Source organism: Actinoalloteichus caeruleus DSM 43889, assembly GCF_000429185.2.
In the GTDB taxonomy this organism is placed as follows: Bacteria; Actinomycetota; Actinomycetes; order Mycobacteriales; family Pseudonocardiaceae; genus Actinoalloteichus_B; species Actinoalloteichus_B caeruleus.
Genome location: NZ_AUBJ02000001.1, coordinates 3,606,048 through 3,623,575, shown reverse-complemented (window position 1 = coordinate 3,623,575; position 17,528 = coordinate 3,606,048). Strand labels below are relative to the sequence as shown.

Annotated in this window: 14 protein-coding genes and 1 pseudogene; 8 read left to right on the top strand and 7 right to left on the bottom strand. The window is 72.4% G+C overall.

Annotated features, from left to right (window positions below):
* Nucleotides 1–914: 914 nt before the first annotated feature.
* The 5 genes and pseudogenes from G443_RS25865 to G443_RS14025 all read left to right on the top strand — a co-directional run.
* Nucleotides 915–1,394, top strand: a pseudogene (locus tag G443_RS25865) (type I-E CRISPR-associated protein Cse1/CasA); the annotation flags it as partial.
* Complete coding sequence (locus tag G443_RS14040) at nucleotides 1,370–2,707, top strand: type I-E CRISPR-associated protein Cse1/CasA (RefSeq protein WP_253860212.1); 1,338 nt, start codon at nucleotides 1,370–1,372, stop codon at nucleotides 2,705–2,707. The pseudogene G443_RS25865 and the gene G443_RS14040, both read left to right, overlap by 25 nt.
* 202 nt (nucleotides 2,708–2,909) lie before the next feature.
* A complete protein-coding gene (locus G443_RS14035; protein ID WP_026417504.1) occupies nucleotides 2,910–3,398 on the top strand; it encodes a hypothetical protein in 489 nt (162 codons plus the stop codon).
* A gap of 64 nt (nucleotides 3,399–3,462) precedes the next feature.
* Complete coding sequence (locus tag G443_RS14030; protein ID WP_026417503.1) at nucleotides 3,463–3,891, top strand: MarR family winged helix-turn-helix transcriptional regulator; 429 nt, start codon at nucleotides 3,463–3,465, stop codon at nucleotides 3,889–3,891.
* Between the two features lie 164 nt (nucleotides 3,892–4,055).
* Complete coding sequence (locus G443_RS14025; protein ID WP_035273511.1) at nucleotides 4,056–5,375, top strand: MFS transporter; 1,320 nt, start codon at nucleotides 4,056–4,058, stop codon at nucleotides 5,373–5,375.
* 187 nt (nucleotides 5,376–5,562) lie between these two features.
* Here the strand turns inward: G443_RS14025 and G443_RS14020 are convergent, their stop codons facing one another.
* Nucleotides 5,563–7,065 (bottom strand): glutamate-cysteine ligase family protein, encoded by a 1,503-nt coding sequence (locus G443_RS14020; RefSeq protein WP_026417501.1) that lies wholly within the window; start codon nucleotides 7,063–7,065, stop codon nucleotides 5,563–5,565.
* A gap of 187 nt (nucleotides 7,066–7,252) precedes the next feature.
* Between G443_RS14020 and G443_RS14015 the strand changes: the two genes are divergently transcribed.
* Nucleotides 7,253–8,059 carry a TrmH family RNA methyltransferase gene (locus G443_RS14015; RefSeq protein WP_026417500.1) on the top strand — a complete coding sequence of 269 codons (807 nt, stop codon included), beginning with the start codon at nucleotides 7,253–7,255 and terminating at the stop codon, nucleotides 8,057–8,059.
* 19 nt (nucleotides 8,060–8,078) lie between these two features.
* Here the strand turns inward: G443_RS14015 and G443_RS25505 are convergent, their stop codons facing one another.
* The 3 genes from G443_RS25505 to G443_RS14000 all read right to left on the bottom strand — a co-directional run bounded on the left by G443_RS25505 (nucleotide 8,079) and on the right by G443_RS14000 (nucleotide 12,622).
* Nucleotides 8,079–8,666, bottom strand: coding sequence for a DUF2537 domain-containing protein (locus tag G443_RS25505; protein WP_156038744.1), 588 nt, complete (start codon nucleotides 8,664–8,666; stop codon nucleotides 8,079–8,081).
* A 120-nt stretch (nucleotides 8,667–8,786) separates the two neighbouring features.
* Complete coding sequence (locus tag G443_RS14005; protein WP_026417498.1) at nucleotides 8,787–10,691, bottom strand: ABC transporter ATP-binding protein; 1,905 nt, start codon at nucleotides 10,689–10,691, stop codon at nucleotides 8,787–8,789.
* Nucleotides 10,688–12,622, bottom strand: coding sequence for an ABC transporter ATP-binding protein (locus G443_RS14000; protein ID WP_026417497.1), 1,935 nt, complete (start codon nucleotides 12,620–12,622; stop codon nucleotides 10,688–10,690). The genes G443_RS14005 and G443_RS14000 overlap by 4 nt, the downstream gene beginning before the upstream one ends.
* A 122-nt stretch (nucleotides 12,623–12,744) precedes the next feature.
* Between G443_RS14000 and G443_RS13995 the strand changes: the two genes are divergently transcribed.
* Nucleotides 12,745–12,987 (top strand): hypothetical protein, encoded by a 243-nt coding sequence (locus tag G443_RS13995; RefSeq protein WP_026417496.1) that lies wholly within the window; start codon nucleotides 12,745–12,747, stop codon nucleotides 12,985–12,987.
* 115 nt (nucleotides 12,988–13,102) lie between these two features.
* Here G443_RS13995 and sepH read toward each other — a convergent pair whose 3' ends face one another.
* Nucleotides 13,103–14,008, bottom strand: coding sequence for a septation protein SepH (gene sepH / locus G443_RS13990; protein ID WP_026417495.1), 906 nt, complete (start codon nucleotides 14,006–14,008; stop codon nucleotides 13,103–13,105).
* A gap of 210 nt (nucleotides 14,009–14,218) precedes the next feature.
* Entirely contained in the window at nucleotides 14,219–15,355 is a 1,137-nt protein-coding gene (serC, locus tag G443_RS13985) for a phosphoserine transaminase (RefSeq protein WP_026417494.1), read from the bottom strand.
* 386 nt (nucleotides 15,356–15,741) lie between these two features.
* Between serC and pdxH the strand changes: the two genes are divergently transcribed.
* Nucleotides 15,742–16,392: a pyridoxamine 5'-phosphate oxidase gene (gene pdxH / locus G443_RS13980; RefSeq protein WP_026417493.1), complete on the top strand. Its 651-nt coding sequence runs from the start codon at nucleotides 15,742–15,744 to the stop codon at nucleotides 16,390–16,392.
* A 16-nt stretch (nucleotides 16,393–16,408) separates the two neighbouring features.
* Here the strand turns inward: pdxH and G443_RS13975 are convergent, their stop codons facing one another.
* Complete coding sequence (locus G443_RS13975) at nucleotides 16,409–17,356, bottom strand: class I SAM-dependent methyltransferase (RefSeq protein WP_026417492.1); 948 nt, start codon at nucleotides 17,354–17,356, stop codon at nucleotides 16,409–16,411.
* Between the last annotated feature and the right edge of the window lie 172 nt (nucleotides 17,357–17,528).

The following is a 17,528-nucleotide window of genomic DNA, read 5'->3' as shown; positions in this document are numbered from 1 at the left end:
ACCTCCCCGCAGCGACCACCCCGCGTCGCCCGCGTGCGGGACCATACCCCTCGTCGAGGCAGGCCACCGCCACGCTCCGCCCCCTCGGCCCCCACGGGGCGTCCTGCTCGGTCGGACGGGGGAGCGGCACGGGGTGGGACCGACGCGCCGTCGGCGACCACGTGTCCGATGTGCCGCTTCCCAGACGGCTCGGTGGCGGGGTGAGCCCCCGCCACGGCCCCTCGTGCCGGGGTCGTCGAGCGGTCGAACCGGCTTCGGGTCCTCCCGGCCACGGGGACGGGGTTGGGCTCGGGGAGGTGGCGCGCGCCCGCGGTCGACGCCGGGGACCGCTTCCCCGTCGGTGCTCCGCCCGGGCGGTCGGAGGAGTCGTCGTCGCCCGGTCGCCCTTCCCGTGAACCCCGCCAGCGCTCGTCCTTCTCACACCGTCGAGTGAAAGAACTGAACGGTTGTTGGCCATATCGAGGCGCGGGTTTGGCCCTTATTGCTCCGAACGGATGATATCCGCGCATTCATCCTGGGCGTGGGGTGCGTCGCGCTACGGTGCTCCCGTGTTCGCCCCTGCCTGCATTCGTCTCCGGTCCGGATTCGTGGCCCGGTGCCTCACCGCTCGTGTCGAGCGGGCCCGGTCGGGGCCGTGGGCGCGTCGGACAGCCCTGACCGGCGCGTTCACGGGTGGTGGTCGGTGTTCCGCGCCCTTCCGGTGACGGCTGGAGGTGGATGGCGCGTCGGTCGTATTCCCCGAGAAACGGGCGCGGGGATGTCCCGATCGCCGCCCCGGGTAATTGTTCGGGGAAAGGATCGGCCTTTGTCGGGCGCCCGCGAATTCGCGCATCCGCCGCCCGCTCGTCGCGTTCACCCGTCGAACTCGGCGCGGTTCACCTCGGCGGGGCCGGTGCGTGGGGCCCGGTTCGGAAATGACTTCCCACCGGAGCGTTCCCCGGCGTCGACCGGACACCGTTCCCGTGGCGAACCCCGTCGGCGTCCCGTTCCGCCCCGCCCCGTGCCCCGGGCGCCCACGACGAGGGGGCCACGGCACCCGAGGACCCCGCCGCCCTCGTCCCCACGCGCCTCGACTCCCGTTGGAGACACGCATGACCACCTTCGACCTGATCGACGAACCCTGGCTGCCGCTCGTCTGCGGTAGCGCGGTGGGGGAGGTGTCGCTCGCGGACGCCCTGCTGGACGCCCACGAGTTCGGAGACCTCGCCGGTGGTCAGCCCACGATGGCACCGACGCTGCTGCGACAGGTCCTGCTGCCCGTCGTGCTCGACGCGCTCGGCCCGATGACCAGGGACGTCTGGCTCCGGACGTTCCGTGCTCGACGGTTCGACGCCGGTCAGCGCGACCGGATCGGCGGGTACCTGGCGGAGTGGCGACACCGCTTCGACCTCTTCCACCCGACCGCGCCCTTCGCGCAGGCCGCCGGGCTGCGGACCCCGAGCAGCAGGACCAGGCACGTGCTCGCCACCTCGCCCCGCCGACGGGACGGCACGGGGCCACCCGCCCCCAGCCCGGCCCCGGGCTGCGTCCCGCCGAGGCCGCCTGGTGGCTGTTGCACGTCCACTGCTGGGACTCGGCCGGCATCAAGACCGGCGCGCTGGGCGATCCCCACCTTGTCGCGGGGAAGACCACGGGCAACCCGGCCGGGTCCCTCGGGGGGCTGGGGCCGGTGCTGCCGCTGGGTACCACGTTGTTCGACACCCTGCTGTTCAACCTCCCGATCGGGCCGGCCACCCCCGGCGACAGCCCCCAGTGGCGTCGGCCGCCGACGGGCGCGAGGTGGGTGTCCCGTCCAGCCGTCGGTCCGCTGGACCTGTTGACCTGGCTCTCCCGGCGCGTGCTCCTGCTCCCGGTGGGTGGTCAGGGGCAGCCGGTGCGGGTGCGGCACGCCGTCGTGACCGCCGGGGACCGGCTCAGCGGGGGTGTGGGGGAGTTCGAGCCGCACAGCGTGTGGACGGGGGGCCGGGTGGCGGAGGGGGACGAACCGTCGTGGCGACCCCGCCGGCACGTTCCCGGACGGCTCGGGTGGCGCGGTCTGTCCTCCATGTTGGCGCTCAACCCCACCTCGGGCGGGGAGCCCTCCTGCCCGCCCCGCGTGCTCGACGTGCTCGGCGGCCTCGTCGGCGACGAGGGGGTGCCCGACGACTACCCGCTCCGGCTCGCTGGTTCCGGAGTCGTCTACGGCTCGAAGTCGGGCACCGTGGACGACGTCCTCGCCGACACCGTCTCCGTGCCGGTCCGGGTCCTCCGCTCGGAGGAGGCGCGGCTGCGCGCGGCCGTCGCCGAGGTGTGCCAGCAGGCCGAGGAGCTGGCCAGGGCCGCCAACAGGCTTTCCGAGCGCCTGCTGTCCGGTACCGGGACGGACTCCCCGACCTGGAACGGTGGTGAGGCGGTCGGGGACAGCGTGTTGGCGGCCCTGGACACCCAGGTCCGCCGGTTCCTGGTGAAGTTGAGCGCGGACGCCGCCGTGGCGGGGCAGGGGGACGTCGAGCGGTTGCGGACCGCGTGGGAGGCGGCGGCGGTGGGGGCCTTGACGAGGGTCGTCGGGCCGCTGCTCGCCACGCCGGCCGGGACCGCCCGCACCACCGGGAGGCAGCGGGTGTCGGCGCAACTCGCGTTGGGCACCTTCCGGCGGCGAGTGCGGGAGATCCTGCCGAGGGCGCGGTGGTCACCGGAGGGCCTCGCGTCCGGTCAGGCCGAGGGTTGAGGACGTGCCGGGCCGGGGTGGGGAGCCGCGCCACCCGTGCCGGTGCTCACCACATCGCCCGAACCCGGACCGGCCGACTGGCCCGAATCGGCCAGGAGGGGTTCGTCGAGCGGGAGCCGCTCGTCCTGACGGGTGAGCGGTGTCGACCGGTTCGGTGTGGACGGCCTCGCTGCCGTGCCCGTTCCCTGGCCAGGAGGCTCCCATGCGCCCCACTCGGCACACCGGCGCTTCCCCGGTTCCTCGGGCCGTGACCGGGGGATTCGCGGTGCCGCCCGAACCGTGTCCGACGCGCGACGGTGCCCAGGCCCCGGTCCTTGTCGAGGTGGGGCCGGGCGGTCGGCTCGTCGTGGTGCGGTCGGGAGCCCAGGAGAGCGTCGCCTTCGGTCTGGACCCCGGAACGGCGACGCGGGTCGCCGACGCGCTGCGCCGGCCGGCCGGATCGGTCTTCACCGCGTTGCACCCCGAGGTGGTGGTCGCCTCCCTCCTGATCGAACCGGCCTCGACCGGTGCGGTCGCCACGCTGACCGGTGACGGTCGCGTGCTGTGGAGCGCCCGAATGCCGACGGAACGGGTGGAGCTGCTGGCCTCCCTGCTCAGGCGAGGGGCGGCGGCCGCGTTGGGCGGAGATCCCGAAGTTGGTGGGCCCGGGAGCGGCAGCTCGCCGGCGAGCCGGGCGGTGGGGCAGGCCTGACCGGCGCACGGCCGTCCCCCTCGGAACACGAGGGCACGCAGAGTTAGTGAGGTAGGCTAACGACGTGTCCGATTACCTGGACCCCGGGTTGGCGAGCAGGCTTCGCGTCGCGGTGGTGCGCCTCAACCGACGGCTGCGCGCCCAGCGTGCCGACGCGTCGGCGACGTTGACCCAGCTGTCCGCGCTGTCCTGCCTCTACAAGTGCGGTCCGCTCACGCCTGGTGAGCTGGCGGCGAAGGAGGGGGTGCAGCCGCCGTCCATGACGCGGGTGATCGCCGCCCTGGAGGACGCCGGCTACGCGACGAGGCGGCCCCACCCGACCGACGGGCGGCAGGCCATCGTCGAACTGTCCGAGACCGGGCGGGCCTACATCGTCGCCGAGGTCACCGCGCGTGAGCGCTGGCTGGAGCGCCGGCTCGCCGAACTCGACGACTCGGAGCGGGACGTGCTCCGCCGGGCCGCCGAGATCATCGACCGGGTCGCCGGTTCGTGAGACGAGGCGGGTTGGTGACCAGCGGGTCGTGGAGAGGGGACGTGGCGTAACCGATGCCGGGGTACGCGTCGGGCGGAGGAGGCGGTGGCCGGAACACGGGTGACGAGCAGCCCACCCGAGACTCGCCCCAGCGGGAACCGAGTGGCTCGGACGAGGCTGGTCCCGTGCCGGACTTCGCCGCGACCCAGGAGTTCCAGGAGCCACGCGACCACGCGCCCGCGCGCGGGGGGATGTTCGCCTCGTTGCGGGTGCGGAACTACCGGCTGTACGCCTCCGGGCAGATCATCTCGCTGGTCGGTACCTGGATGCAGCGGATCGCCCAGGACTGGCTGGTGCTCAAGCTCTCCGGGGACAGCCCCGTCGCGCTCGGCATCGCCATCGCACTGCAGTTCATCCCCACGCTCGGCCTCACCCTGTGGGCCGGTGTCCTCGCGGACCGGCTCGACAAGCGGAAGATGCTGATCGTCCTCCAGAGCGGGATCGGCGCCTGCGCGCTGGTGCTCGGGCTGTTGGTGCTGGGCGGGGTGGTCGAACTCTGGCACGTCTACGTGCTCTGCCTGGTCCTGGGCTGCTTCACCGCGTTCGAGACGCCAGCCCGCCAGTCCTTCGTGATGGAGATGGTCGGCCGTGACCAGGTCGCCAACGCGGTGGCGCTGAACTCGATGACCTTCAACACGGCCCGCATCGTCGGCCCGGGCATCGCCGGGTACGCCATCGCCTGGATCGGCACCGGGTGGTTGTTCGTCGTCAACTCCGTGAGCGTCGTGGCGGTGGTCCTCGGGCTCGTCCTGATGGACCCGGACAAGCTGTTCCGCTCCGACCCGGTGCCGCGCGCGCGGGGGCAACTGCGCGAAGGCCTGCGTTACGTGCGGGGACGACCCGACCTCACCGTCCTGATGGGGCTCGTCTTCCTGGTCAGCACGTTCGGCATGAACATCAACACCACCCTGCCGGTGATGGCCAACAACTTCTTCGAGGCCGGCCCTCAGGGGCTGGGCCTGCTCTCCACGGTGCTCGCCGTCGGGACCCTGACCGGGGCGGCGATGGCGGCCCGCCGGAGCAGGGACGGCACCCCCAGCCTCCGCCTGCTGCTCGTCGCGGGCATGGTGTTCGGCTGCCTGGTCGTGATGCTCGGCCTCATGCCCACGATGGGGCTTTTCGGAGCCGTGCTGGTGCCCACGGGCATCGCCTTCATGACGTTCAGCCTGACCGCCAACGCGACGGTGCAGCTCACGGTGGAACCGCACATGCGGGGGCGCGTGATGGGCCTCTACATGCTGGTGCTGCTGGGGGGAATGCCCCTGGGGAGCAGCCTCTCCGGCTGGATGGCCGAACACATCAGCGTGCCCTCCCCGCTGATCGCCGGCGGGGCGATCGCGTTCCTGGCCTCGCTCACCGCCGCCGGTCTGATGGCGCGGGTGCGCAGGCGTGAGGCGGCGGGGGCGCTGGCGGCCGCGACCGCCAGCGGGCGGCCCGGGAGCTGAGGATTCCCGTGACGCGCGCGGGCTTGGCAACCAGCGAAGGATAGGTTAGCCTAACCAACATCCGCTTCGTGGTGGGAGCGGTAGTCAGTTCGGGAACGGGTCGGCCCCGCTCGCCATCGGTGAGCGGGGCCGACGCCCGCTGGTGGCGGCGACGGCACCGGGTGCGCCGGCGTCCCCGCCCCTCCCGTCAGTGGTTCCGCACCGGCCAGGCGTGGACCGGCTTGCCCTCCCGCATGTGCTCCAGGTACTCCTCCAGCATCCGCGACAGCGCCTCCTGGCGTCCGTGACCGGCGTCCTCCCAGGCCGCGACGGTCTGCCGCTGCCAGTTCGCGCCCGTCTGCCGGGTGAGGCAGCGCTGCTCGATGATCCCCAGGTACCGGTCGCTGACCGCCGCCGACACCCCCAGCCGCGACAGGCCCTCGTGGGCCATCGGCAACAGCCTGCGCAGCACGAGTTCGTGCGGCGGGGTCCAGCCCACGCCGGGCCAGTACAACTGGGCGTCCATGCCGTTCCTCGCGCCCGCGTACAGGTTCTCCTCCGCCGCGTGGAACGACATCTGGCTCCACAGCGGACGCTCCTGGTCGACCAGCGCCCGCTGCGCCCCGTAGAAGAACGCCGCGTTGGCCATGATGTCCGCCACGGTCGGCCCGGCCGGCAGCACCCGGTTCTCCACCCGCAGGTGTGGTCGCCCCTCGACGACGTCGTAGACCGGGCGGTTCCACCGCCACACCGTGCCGTTGTGCAACCTGAGTTCCGCGAGCTTGGGCGTCCTGCCGATGTTCAGTGCCTCCAGCGGGTCCTCCTCGTCGGTCTCGGGCAGCAGACCAGGGAAGTAGCGGGCGTTCTCCTCGAACAGGTCGAAGATCGAGTTGATCCACCGCTCGCCGAACCACACCCGTGGGCGGACCCCCTGGTTCTTGAGCTCGTCGGGGCGGGTGTCGGTCGCCTGTTGGAACAGCGGGATCCTCGTCTCGTGCCAGAGGGCCTTGCCCAGGAGGAACGGGGAGTTCGCCGCGATCGCGACCTGCACGCCCGACAGGCACTGGGCGGCGTTCCAGTGGTCGGCGAAGTCCTCCGGCCGGACCTGGAGGTGCAGTTGGACGGAGGTGCAGGCCGACTCGGGCAGGATCGAGTCCGCGTAGCTCCGCAGCGTCTCGGAGTCCCGCCCCGGCAGCGGAGACCCCTTGAGGTTCAACAGGATCTCCTCGCCGCGTGACGAGAAGATCTCCTTGTTCAACAGGTCGAACCGCGAGCCCACGGACAGCCAGTGCGGGTCGAAGTGCTCGGTGCGCAGCGTCGGGAGGATGCCGATCGCGGCGAGCCTCGCCCCGGTGTCCACCGCCTTGGCCTCGGCGTTGCTCAGCGCCTGCCGGAGCTCCTCCTCCAGCTCCACCGCCTCGTCGCCGGCGAGTGGGCGCGGGCGCACGTTGATCTCGATGTTGTACTGCCCCAGTTCGGTCTGGAAGGCCGGGTCGGCGATCTTCTCCAACACCTGCGCGTTCGCCATCGCCGGTCGGAACTCCTGGTCGACCAGGTTTAACTCGATCTCCAGGCCCATGCGCTGCCTGTCCTGCGCGAACCTGTCCTGTGCGAGCATCCTGGCAAGCGCTTCCAGGCACCGTTGCACCTTGTCGCGAAAGCGCTGCCGGTCCTCCCGGCTGAACGACCGCGCCCCCAAGTCCTGTCCCATGTCGCCTCCCATGGTGGCTCTCGAGCGGACGCTCACCGTGACACAGCCGTAACCCGCTCGCTAGCGGCCAAAACGGTGCTCCCCGTCACGACACGATCACTCAGCGCGCACGCCGGGGCGGGGACCACGCGACAGGGGGGTTACCCGCCCGGCCGGTCCGGAATCCCCGTGGTGCGAAACTCGGGCCGTGGCACGAGTGACTGAGGTGACCGACCCGGGCAGCCCCCTGCTGGACGACTTCCGCGATCTCACGACCGCGGACCGGCGGCCCGACCGGCCGGGGGGACGCGGCCTGGTGATCGCCGAGGGCGTGGTGGTGGTGCGCAGGCTCCTGGCCTCCGCCTACCCGCCCCGCGCGCTGCTCGGAGTGGCCCGCCGGGTGGAGGAGCTCGGCCCGGAACTCGCCGGGGTCGACGTGCCCGCGTACGTCGCCCCGGCCGAGGTGATGGCGGAGGTCGTCGGGTTCCACCTCAACCGGGGGGTGTTGGCCGTCGCGGACCGGGCACCCATGCCGGACGCCGTGGAGCTGGCATCCCGGGCGCGCACCCTCGCCGTCCTCGAAGGCGTCGGCGACCACGAGAACCTCGGCGCGATCTTCCGCAACGCGGCCGCGCTCGGGGTCGACGGGGTGCTGCTGGGGGCCGGCTGCTCCGACCCGCTGTACCGCCGCGGCGTCCGCGTCTCGATGGGACATGTGCTCCGGGTGCCCTTCGCGACCCTGCGCCCCTGGCCCGACGGCCTCGACGCGCTTCGGCGGGCCGGTTACCAGGTCGTGGCGTTGACGCCCGACGCGAGGGCCGCACCCCTGGCCGGAGCCGGTCTGGCTGGTCGTCGCGTCGCCGTGCTGCTCGGTTCCGAGGGGCCCGGGCTGACCGAGGAGGCGATGAGCGCGGCCGACCTGAGGGCGCGCATCCCGATGGCCGGTGACGTGGACTCGCTGAACGTGGCGACGGCGGCCGCCATCGCCTTCCACGCCCTCGCCCCGGCCAGCTGACGCGGGCGACGCCAACGGGTCAACGCGGTCCCAACAGGCTGAGCGCCAGGACGAACCAGCTGACCAACACGCCGCCGGCCACGCCGTGGGCGACCCAGCGCCACACCGCGCGCCGCGCGAGCAGCAGGACGGCCGGGGCGAGCCCGCCCACCACGACGAGGTTCGCGACCAGGAGGGCGAGCGGGCCGTCGGTGAGCAGGTCGAGGAAGAGCGCGGACAGGCCGACCGCGACCGGCCCCCCGGTGAGGGCGCTGGCGGTCAGGCCGGTCGCCCAGGGGACGGGTTCCGCCGCGGTCGAGGTGCGGGAGGCGCGGGCGCCCGGTGGCGCCGAGACCAGGACGACGCGGTCGACCAGCGGATCGACGTACCGCACCCGCGACCGGGTGGCCCTGGCGAGCCGGTGGGCCAGCCTGCGGCCGCGCTCCGAGACTAGTGCGCGGTTCCCGGCCTCCTCGTGGGCGCACACCGCCTCGACGACCTCGGCCCACTCCCGGAGTGACGCGGCCAGGTCGGGGGGCAGCCGGGTCCGCTCCCCCTCGATCTCCACCAGGGTCCCGTCACTGACCCGCGTCACCACCGGCCGCCCGCCCTGCGCCCGAAGCTCCACCCGCCCCACCCCCGGCCCGCACCACGCCGTTCGTCGTGCCCCAACGAATCCGACGTCCAGTATGTTGGATCGTCACGGATTCGTCGTGGGGTGGTCCCCGCCGAGTGCGCTCGTGGTCGATCAGACCAGGGAGTCGCGCCAGGCCTCGTGGAGGGCGTGGAACCGGCCGCCCGCCGAGCCGATCAGCTCGGCGGGCGGCCCGTCCTCGACGATGCGACCACCGTCCATGACCAGGACCCGGTCGGCGATCAACACCGTGGACAGCCGGTGCGCGATGATCACCGCGGTCCGGCCCCGCAGGACGGTCTCCAGCGCCCTCTGAACCGCCTGTTCCGCCGGCAGGTCGAGGCTGGAGGTCGCCTCGTCGAGGACCAGTACCGCGGGCGCGGCCAGGAACGCCCTGGCGAAGGCGATCAGTTGCCGTTGCCCGGCGGAGAGCCGCCCGCCCCTTTTGTGGACCTCGGTCCGGTACCCGTCCGGCAGCGAGGTGACGAAGGGGTGGGCCCCGACGGCCCTCGCCGCCGCGACCACCTCCTCGTCGGTGGCCTCCGGCCGCCCCAACCGGATGTTGTCCGCGATCGAACCGGAGAACAGGAACGACTCCTGGGTCACCATCGACACCGCCGTGCGGAGGTCCTCGTCGGCGAGATCCCGCAGATCCACGCCGTCCAGGGTCACCCGGCCGGCGCTCGGGTCGTAGAAGCGCGCGAGCAGCTTCGCCAGGGTGGACTTGCCCGCCCCGGTCGCGCCCACCAACGCCACCGTCTGACCAGCGGGAACCTCGAGGTCGAACCGGGGGAGCACCGGCGGGCGGTCCTCGCCGTACCCGAACTCCACCCCCTCGAACCGCACGTCACCTCGGGAGGACACCAGCCGTACCGGCTCGGACGGCTCGGCGACGTGGGGCGCCTCCGCCAGCACGCCCGAGATCTTCTCCAACGCGGCCGCCGCTCCGGTGTACGAGTCGAGCACCATCGCCAGCCGGTCCAACGGCTCGTAGAAGCGCCGCAGGTACAGCAGGAAGGCGGTGAGCACCCCCAGTTCGAGGCGGCCGTCGGCCACCCACCAGCCGCCCACGGCCAGCACGACGACCAGGTTCAGGTTCCCCAGGCTCCGCGTCGCCCCGACGAAGACCGCCAGCACGTCGAGCGCACGCTTGTTGGCCCGGCGGAACTCGCCGCTCGCCTCGCCCATGATCTCGTCGTTGCGGTGCTCACGCCGGTAGGCCTGCACGGCCCGGACCCCGTTCATCGTCTCCACGAGGTGGGTGATGACGTTGGCCATCGAGGAGCGGGTCCGGCGGTAGGCGCTGCGGGACCGCGACCGGAACCAGCCGGCGACCAGCACGAGCGGGACGAGTGCGGCCAGCATGATCAACGCCAGCGGCGCGTCCATCCACAGCAGCAGGGCCGCGATGCCGATCATGCTCAGCAACGAGGTGAACAACCCGTCGAGGCCCTCGGCGAGCAACCGGTCCAGCGATTCCATGTCGGAGGTCATCCGGGAGATCAGGCGCCCCGACGTGTACCCCTCGTGGAACGACACCGACAGGCGTTGCGCGTGCCGGAACAACCGCTGCCGCAGCTCCAACAGCACGTCCTGGCCGAGCCGGCCGGAGAGGGTGATGAAGGCGAACTGGAGCACGGCCGAGACGATCGCCGCCCCCGCGTAGCCCAGGACGAACCAGAGCAGCGGTTCCGGCCTGCCGTCCAGCGCGGCCGGCAACCCCACGTCGATGGCGCCGGCCACCAACAACGGCCCGGCCAGGTAGGACGCGTTCTGGAGCACGGTCAGCAGCAGCGCGAGCGCCACCGGGCCCCGACGGGGGCGGATGAGTTCGCCGAGCAACCGACGGGACCGGCGTTCCAACCGGAGGCTCGCCTGGCCCTCCGGGTCCTCGACGTCCTCGGCCGCGACGCCGCGCCAGTCGTCACCCGGGGTGCTCGTGTCGGTCGGAGACGGGGTGGTGGTCGGAGCGGGCGAGCGCCCCGCGTCCGGGGTACCCGCGTCAGCCGGGTCGCTCATCGGGATGACACCTCGTTCCCCGCCGGCTCCGCGACCCCGTCGCGGCCGTCCTCGTCATCGGGCGTGGCCAGCAGTGCCCGGTAGCCGGGCTCGCTGGCCAGCAGTTCGTGGTGGGTGCCGACCGCCGTGACTCGACCGCCCTCCAGCAGCGCGACCCGGTCGGCCAACCGCACGGTGCTCGGGCGGTGCGCCACCAACAGCGACGTGACCCCGCTGAGCACCCGCCGCAACGCGGCCTCCACCTCGGCCTCGGTGTGCACGTCGAGGGCGGACAACGGGTCGTCGAGGACCAGCACCGCGGGACGCGCGACCACCGCCCTGGCCAGGGCCAACCGTTGCCGCTGCCCGCCGGACAGCGAAAGCCCCTGCTCGCCGATCCTGGTGTCCAGCCCCCAGGGCAGCGCCGAGACGAAGTCGAGCGCGTGCGCCACGCGGAGCGCGGCCACGACCTCCTCCTCGGTCGCGTCCGGCGCACCGAGCCGCACGTTCTCCCGCACGCTCGCCGAGAACAGCACGGGATCCTCGAACGCGGTGGTCACGGCGGTCCGCAGGTCCGCCAACCGCAGGTCCCGGAGGTCGACGCCGTCGAGGGTGATCCGTCCGCCCGTCGGGTCCGCCAACCGGGAGGCCAGCGCGGTCAGCGTCGTCTTCCCGCACCCGGTGGCGCCCACCAGCGCCATCGTCTCCCCCGGCACCAGGGTGAGGTCCACGCCCCGCAGCACCTCGTCGTCGCCGGCCCGCTCCTCAGCGCCGCCAGAACCCGAGTAGCGGAAGCGCACGTCCTCGAAGCGGAGTTCACCCCGGACCGGGCGTGGCAGGTCGGCCGGCTCGGCCGGGTCCTCGATCTCGCGGAGGCTGTCCCGCACCTCCCAGTAGCGGTCACTGGCCGTGGCGGTCTCGTTGGCCTCGCTGAACAGCCAGCCCATCGAGTCGATCGGGAACCGCAGGTACGCGAGGATGGTGATCGCGGCCACCAGCGAGCCGACCGTCATCGTCCCGGTGGCGACCCCGTAGCCCCCGTAGGCGATCATCGCAGCCACACCGATCTCCGGCAGCACCATGATCCACATCCACACCCAGCCCAGCAGGTGGATCTTCCGCAGCTCCGTTCCCCGCAGCTGCCGGGCCTGGGCCGCGAAGTGGCGCGCGAGGTGCCGCCCCCGGCCCAGCGACTTGAGCACCCGCACCCCGAGCACGGACTCCTCGAAGGTCGTGGCCAGGTCGCCCTGCTGGTCCTGGGCGAGCCGGGACTCCGAGTTGTACCGGAACTCGACCCGCAGGGTGATCAGCGCGGTGGGGATCCCGATCACGACCATGATCAGCGCGAGCACGGGGGAGATGGAGAACAGGATCGCCAGCCCCACCAGGATCGTGATCGTGTTCACGACGAGGAAGACGCTGGTGAAGGCGAAGAACCGGCGGATCGTCGAGAGGTCGTTGACGGCACGGGAGAGCAGCTGGCCGGAGGGCCACCGGTCGTGGAATGCGACCGGGAGCCGTTGGAGGTGGTGGAAGAGGTCCTGCCGCATCCGGGCTTCCACCGCCGTGGTCGGACCGGACATGATCCGGCGACGAGCGAGGTGCAACCCGGACTCCACGAGACCCAGCAGGAGCACCAGCCCCGCCATCCACCCCAGGCCGGCCAGGTCGCGCTCCGCGACGGGCCCGTCGATCGCGGCGCCGATGGCCAGCGGCATCGCCAGGCCGGCGAGCACCGCCAGCAGGGCGAGCAGCGTGGCGGTGACGAGCGGTGTCCGGACGGTGCCCGCGTACGGGGAGAGCCGCAGCAGCGCTCTCGTCGCGGATCGGCGGGCCGCCGTCTCCCCTCGGGGTGGAGGTGAGGAGAGTTCCGACGGGTGGCCACCGGGGAGGTCTGGGCGAGTGGGGTCCGCCGTGTTCGCTGGGGCCGCGGTGTCGGTGTCGGTGTCCATGGCGAACTCGACGGTACGACGAGCCTCCCTCGGCGGCGACTGGTTTTTCGTGGGGCGCACGGTGCGACTGTCGTCGGTCAAGCGCGGTTGAGGTCAAGCCCGATCCGTGCGTCACTACCAGCATGGCGCTCCCACGAGAGGTCACCTACCTGCGCACCTCGGCGACGATGGCGTTCCCCGCCGGTCGGTTGCTCGGCGTGGTGGGCGGTCAGGGGTACGTGCTGGCCCCGGACGGCTGGGCGAGGTTGGGCTCGACGCTGCCGTCCACGGTGGCGGAGATCGGTCGGGAGGAGGCGGAGGAGTGGTGTGAGGACCAGGGGTGGCCCCTGACGCTGCTCGACGACTCCTGGCCCACCACGCCCTGACCGCCGGTCGGGGTGCGCGGTCGCCCGGCGCGTCCGCCGTTCGGGTACCCGCTGGCCGTCCCCGAACACGACGAAGCCGGTCGGCTCCCGCGTGCCGACCGGCTCCCTCATCGGGTCAACCCCGCTGGGACCTGACCCCGAGTAAGACGTCCTCCCAGGACGGGACGATGGGATGGCTCTTCTTCACCCGCCGAGTGCCCGGTCGGGCGGCGCCCACCTCCGCCGGAACCGAGTCGTCGGTCTCGTGACCCGTCCCGTCCTCGAGCTCGGGTGCCTCGACGCCCTCGGTGACCACCGGCAGCGCGGCTTCCGCGTCGACCGGCTGGTCGGGCGTCCGCACCTCGACGTTCACCTCGGCGAGGGTGGTGTCCACCCCGTCCGGGGCCTCCAACGCCTGCCTCGCCAGCCGCGTCACCGGCCGGACCGTGCGCAGCTGCCGGCTCGGCGACGGGTCGAGGAGGTCGGCGGCGTGCTCGTCCAGGGCGGTCACCGTCCCGCCGTGCGCACCCGGGTGGAAGATCCAGTGCGCCCGGTTGTCGGACCGGCCGGCCCGCCAGTGCAGCTGGACGATCCACTTGCCGTCCTCGCCCCGCCAGGAGTCCCAGTTCGCGTCCGTGTAGTCCTGGCCACGCAGCCCGAACGAGTGGGACACCACCTCGCCGAGGGTCTGGACGTCCGGCCCGTCCTCCCGCATGGGGTGGGCGCGCTGGGCGCGTTCGGCGGTCTGCGACCGTTCGAGCAGCACCGGGTACGCGAACCGTTCCACCCGGTGGCACGGGATCCCCGCCGCCTCGGACACCTGCTCGACCGTCGCCCCGGCCCGGATGCGCGCCTGGATCTCACGCGGCCGCATCTGGTTGTCCATCTCGGCCTGGACCTGGCCCAGCCTGGTCACGTCGCCCCGGGCGGCGGCGAGCAGCCGCGCGTCCACCGGCAACGCGAAGCGCTCGCCACGAGCCGGGTCTTCACAGATGACGGTCTTGCCGTCGTCATCAAGCCCGACGACTCGCAGCGCTCGCATCACTACCTCCCCGCTGACTCCACCTCATCAGACCGACGGTAGGTTGACTCAGTGATCTACCCGGGCAGGCGCGCCGGTCCCTAGCACGAACCGAGCCCCGGCGGTGTAGCCCTACTGTGCCAATTTTTCACCCACACGGCAGCTTGCTATGCCTTAGATCTTGCACTCTTCGGGGAGAGGGCGCTAGCGGAAAACTACTCAACGCCCCATTCAGCCCAGTCTTTCGACGACCCAGTCGATGGCGTGGGTGAGGGTGGTCACGTCCTCCGGTTCCACCGACGGGAACATGCCAACGCGCAGCTGGTTGCGGCCGAGCTTGCGGTAGGGCTCGGTGTCCAGGATCCCGTTGGCGCGCAACGCCTTCGCGACGGCCGCCGCGTCGACGGACTCGGCGAAGTCGATCGTTCCCACGACCTGGGAGCGGTGGGCGGGGTCGGTGACGAACGGCGTCGCGTGGGGCGAGGCCTCGGCCCACCCGTACAGCCTCGCGGCCGAGTCCGCAGTGCGCGCGGTCGCCCAGTCGAGGCCGCCGTTGTCGAGGATCCACTCGATCTGGTCAGCGAGGAGGAAGAGCGTCGCGACGGCCGGCGTGTTGTAGGTCTGGTCCTTGCGCGAGTTGTCCAGCGCGGTGGGCAGGGACAGGAACTCGGGGACCCAGCGGTCGCCGGCGCCGATCTCCTCGATCCTGGCCACCGCCGCCGGGCTGGCCAGCGCGATCCACAGGCCGCCGTCGGAGGCGAAGCACTTCTGCGGGGCGAAGTAGTAGACGTCGAAGTCCTCGGCGCGGACCGGCAGGCCGCCGGCGCCGCTCGTCGCGTCCACGGCGACCAGCGCGTGGTCGGAGCCCTCCGGGCGACTCACCGGGACGGCGACCCCGGTGGAGGTCTCGTTGTGCGCCCAGGCCACCACGTCCACGCCAGGGGTGGCGGTCGGCGCGGGGGCGGTACCGGGCTCCGCGTGGACCACGACGGACTCACCCAGGAACGGAGCACCGTTGGTCACCTTGGCGAACTTGCTGGAGAACTCGCCGAAGGCGAGGTGCAACGCCCGCTCACGCACCAGCCCGAAGGCCGCCGCGTCCCAGAAGGCCGTCGTGCCACCGTTGCCCAGCACGACCTCGTAGCCGTCGGGCAGCGAGAACAGGGTGCGCAGGCCCGTGCGGACCCTGCCGACCAGGGACTTGACGGGCTTCTGCCGGTGGGAGGTGCCCATGAGGGCGGAACCCTCGCTCGCCAGCCTGCTCAGCTGCTCCGGGCGCACCTTCGACGGTCCGCAGCCGAAACGGCCGTCGGAGGGTCGGAGGTCGTCGGGCAGGACCAGGGTGGTGGGGTCGACCGTCTGCGTCATGGGGGCTCCTCCGGTCGGAGCGTGAGTTCTTCCGTTCCGGCGCCTGGCCGGATCACCTGGCGGGAGCAGTCTCGCAGGTGCGGAGGACGGCCCGTGTCCCAGGGTCAGGGCGGTGGGCCGCCGTCCTGGTGGACTTCTGGCCGTTCGTCCGGTTTTTCACCCCCGGTCGGTCACACCGCGCGCGGCACCCGGGAGCGAATTCGGCCGATCGAGTGGACTGGATCGTTCCCGTGATCGATTGCGCTGGTCAGGGCGGGCGCTCTTGATCGACTCATCACGCACGGTGTGGTTATCCTCACTGGAAAGGGTGCTTTCAGTGCGGGGTTTCCGGGAAATACCGTCCTCGTCCACGGGTGTCGCCGGCCACCGATTCGGGAGCGTGATTGATGTCCGAGGTTGATGTTGTGCTGCCTGCCATGCGGGTGTCCTACGAGGCGGGACCCCTCGACGAGGGGTCGCTCGCGGAGAGCTGGCACGAACAGCTGGGACTGTGGCTGGCGGAGGCGGAGTCGGCCGGGGTGCCGGAACCGAACGCGATGGTGTTGGCCACCGCCGACCCGAGTGGGCGCCCCTCGTCCCGCACGGTGCTCGCCAAGGGGCTCGACGAGCGGGGGCTGACCTTCTACACGAACTACACCTCCACCAAGAGCCATGACCTCCAGGCGACGAGGTACGCGTCGGCGACCTTCCCCTGGATCGCCCTCCAACGACAGGCCACGGTCCGGGGAACCGTCGAACGGGTGAGCCCCGCCGAGTCCGCCGAGTACTGGGCGCAACGGCCGAGGGGATCGCAGCTGGGCGCGTGGGCCTCGCCGCAGTCCAGGGTCGTGTCCAAGGGGAGCCTGGACGCCGCCCTCGTCGCGATCGAACGACGGTTCGCCGACGTCGAGCGCATCCCGGTGCCACCGCACTGGGGAGGATGGCGGATCCGACCCGAGACGGTCGAGTTCTGGCAGGGACGGCCGGACCGGCTGCACGACCGGCTGCGCTACGTGCACGACTCCGACGGCTGGAGAGTCGAACGGGTGGCCCCCTGACGTCGCGCGGCGGTGGTCAGCGGGACGCCTCGATGACGTACGCCGGCTGCCACCAGTAGTCGAACAGGCGGTGGGAGGAGACGGTGCCGAATCCGGCGCTCCGGAGCTCCGCCTCCCAGCTCGGCACGGACTGCTCGTAGTTGGCCCTGGCGCTCCCGGCGTCGAAGAACCCGAGGACCACCGGCACCAGGAAGCCCAACCCGACGAGGTCGCGGTGTTCGGTGTACTCCCGGACGCCCTGCTCGGCCTTCGCCAGCACCGGGAGGAACCACTCGGGGGAGAACGGGCGCGTGGTGTCCGGAACGTCGAAGACGACCAGCAGGAAGGACTCGCACCGGTCGCGGATCCACTCCAACACCCCGGATCGGCGGTCGGGCGGTAGGGCGTCGAAGGCGAAGGTGGACTGGACGACGGTCCACCTCTCGCCGTCCCACTCCCGCTGGACGTCCTCGATCCGGGCGTGCCGCACGCGGTGGGGCACGCCCGACTCCGCCAGCCCGGCCCTCGTGCGAGCGAGCAGCTCAGCCGACGGCTCGACCACGTCGACCCGGGAGAGCCCGGCATCCAGGACCGGCAGCAGGGCCATCCCGTCCCCGACGCCCACGTCGAGCACGGTGGGCGCGTCGAACCGGTGGTAGTGCCGCCGGAGCGCCTCCTGGGTGGCCGAGTAGAGGCCCACGTTGCCGCCACCCCGGATGAACGCCTGGAACGCGGCGGGCGTGTCGTAGACGCGGTCACCCCGCGTGTGGCCGGAACCCAGGTACAGCGCCAGCAGGCGCGCGAACTCACCGTCGGGATCGAGTTCGACGGCCAGCCGCGCCGCGGCCAGGGCGGTGTCGGGGGCGCGGTCGTGATGCGCCCAGATCGCGAGGAACAACGCGCTCTCGGGGGCGCTGGTCCCGGCGAGCAGGTCCCCCGGCGCCTCGCCCGCCAGCCGCGCCGCCGCCATCCGTGACACCGACATGCCGAACCCCGATCCCTCGCTGGAAGTCCCGTCGCCTCGCCCGCCCGCGTCCGTCGAGGGCGGTCCGCCCGGGCCGGGGTGACGACCGGCGGGAACCGGCCCCCCGGCGTGGCGGGTGCCCGCGACCATGATCGCCCCGAGCCGCGTGGACGGACACTAGTGAGGGACGGGC

Coding starts and splice junctions, on each gene's coding strand:
- G443_RS14035 (WP_026417504.1), top strand. CDS start 2,910: ATGCGCCCCACTCGGCACACCGGCGCTTCCCCGGTTCCTCGGGCCGTG.
- G443_RS14020 (WP_026417501.1), bottom strand. CDS start 7,065: ATGGGACAGGACTTGGGGGCGCGGTCGTTCAGCCGGGAGGACCGGCAG.
- G443_RS14005 (WP_026417498.1), bottom strand. CDS start 10,691: ATGAGCGACCCGGCTGACGCGGGTACCCCGGACGCGGGGCGCTCGCCC.
- G443_RS14000 (WP_026417497.1), bottom strand. CDS start 12,622: ATGGACACCGACACCGACACCGCGGCCCCAGCGAACACGGCGGACCCC.
- G443_RS13995 (WP_026417496.1), top strand. CDS start 12,745: ATGGCGCTCCCACGAGAGGTCACCTACCTGCGCACCTCGGCGACGATG.
- sepH (WP_026417495.1), bottom strand. CDS start 14,008: ATGCGAGCGCTGCGAGTCGTCGGGCTTGATGACGACGGCAAGACCGTC.
- serC (WP_026417494.1), bottom strand. CDS start 15,355: ATGACGCAGACGGTCGACCCCACCACCCTGGTCCTGCCCGACGACCTC.
- pdxH (WP_026417493.1), top strand. CDS start 15,742: ATGTCCGAGGTTGATGTTGTGCTGCCTGCCATGCGGGTGTCCTACGAG.
- G443_RS13975 (WP_026417492.1), bottom strand. CDS start 17,356: ATGTCGGTGTCACGGATGGCGGCGGCGCGGCTGGCGGGCGAGGCGCCG.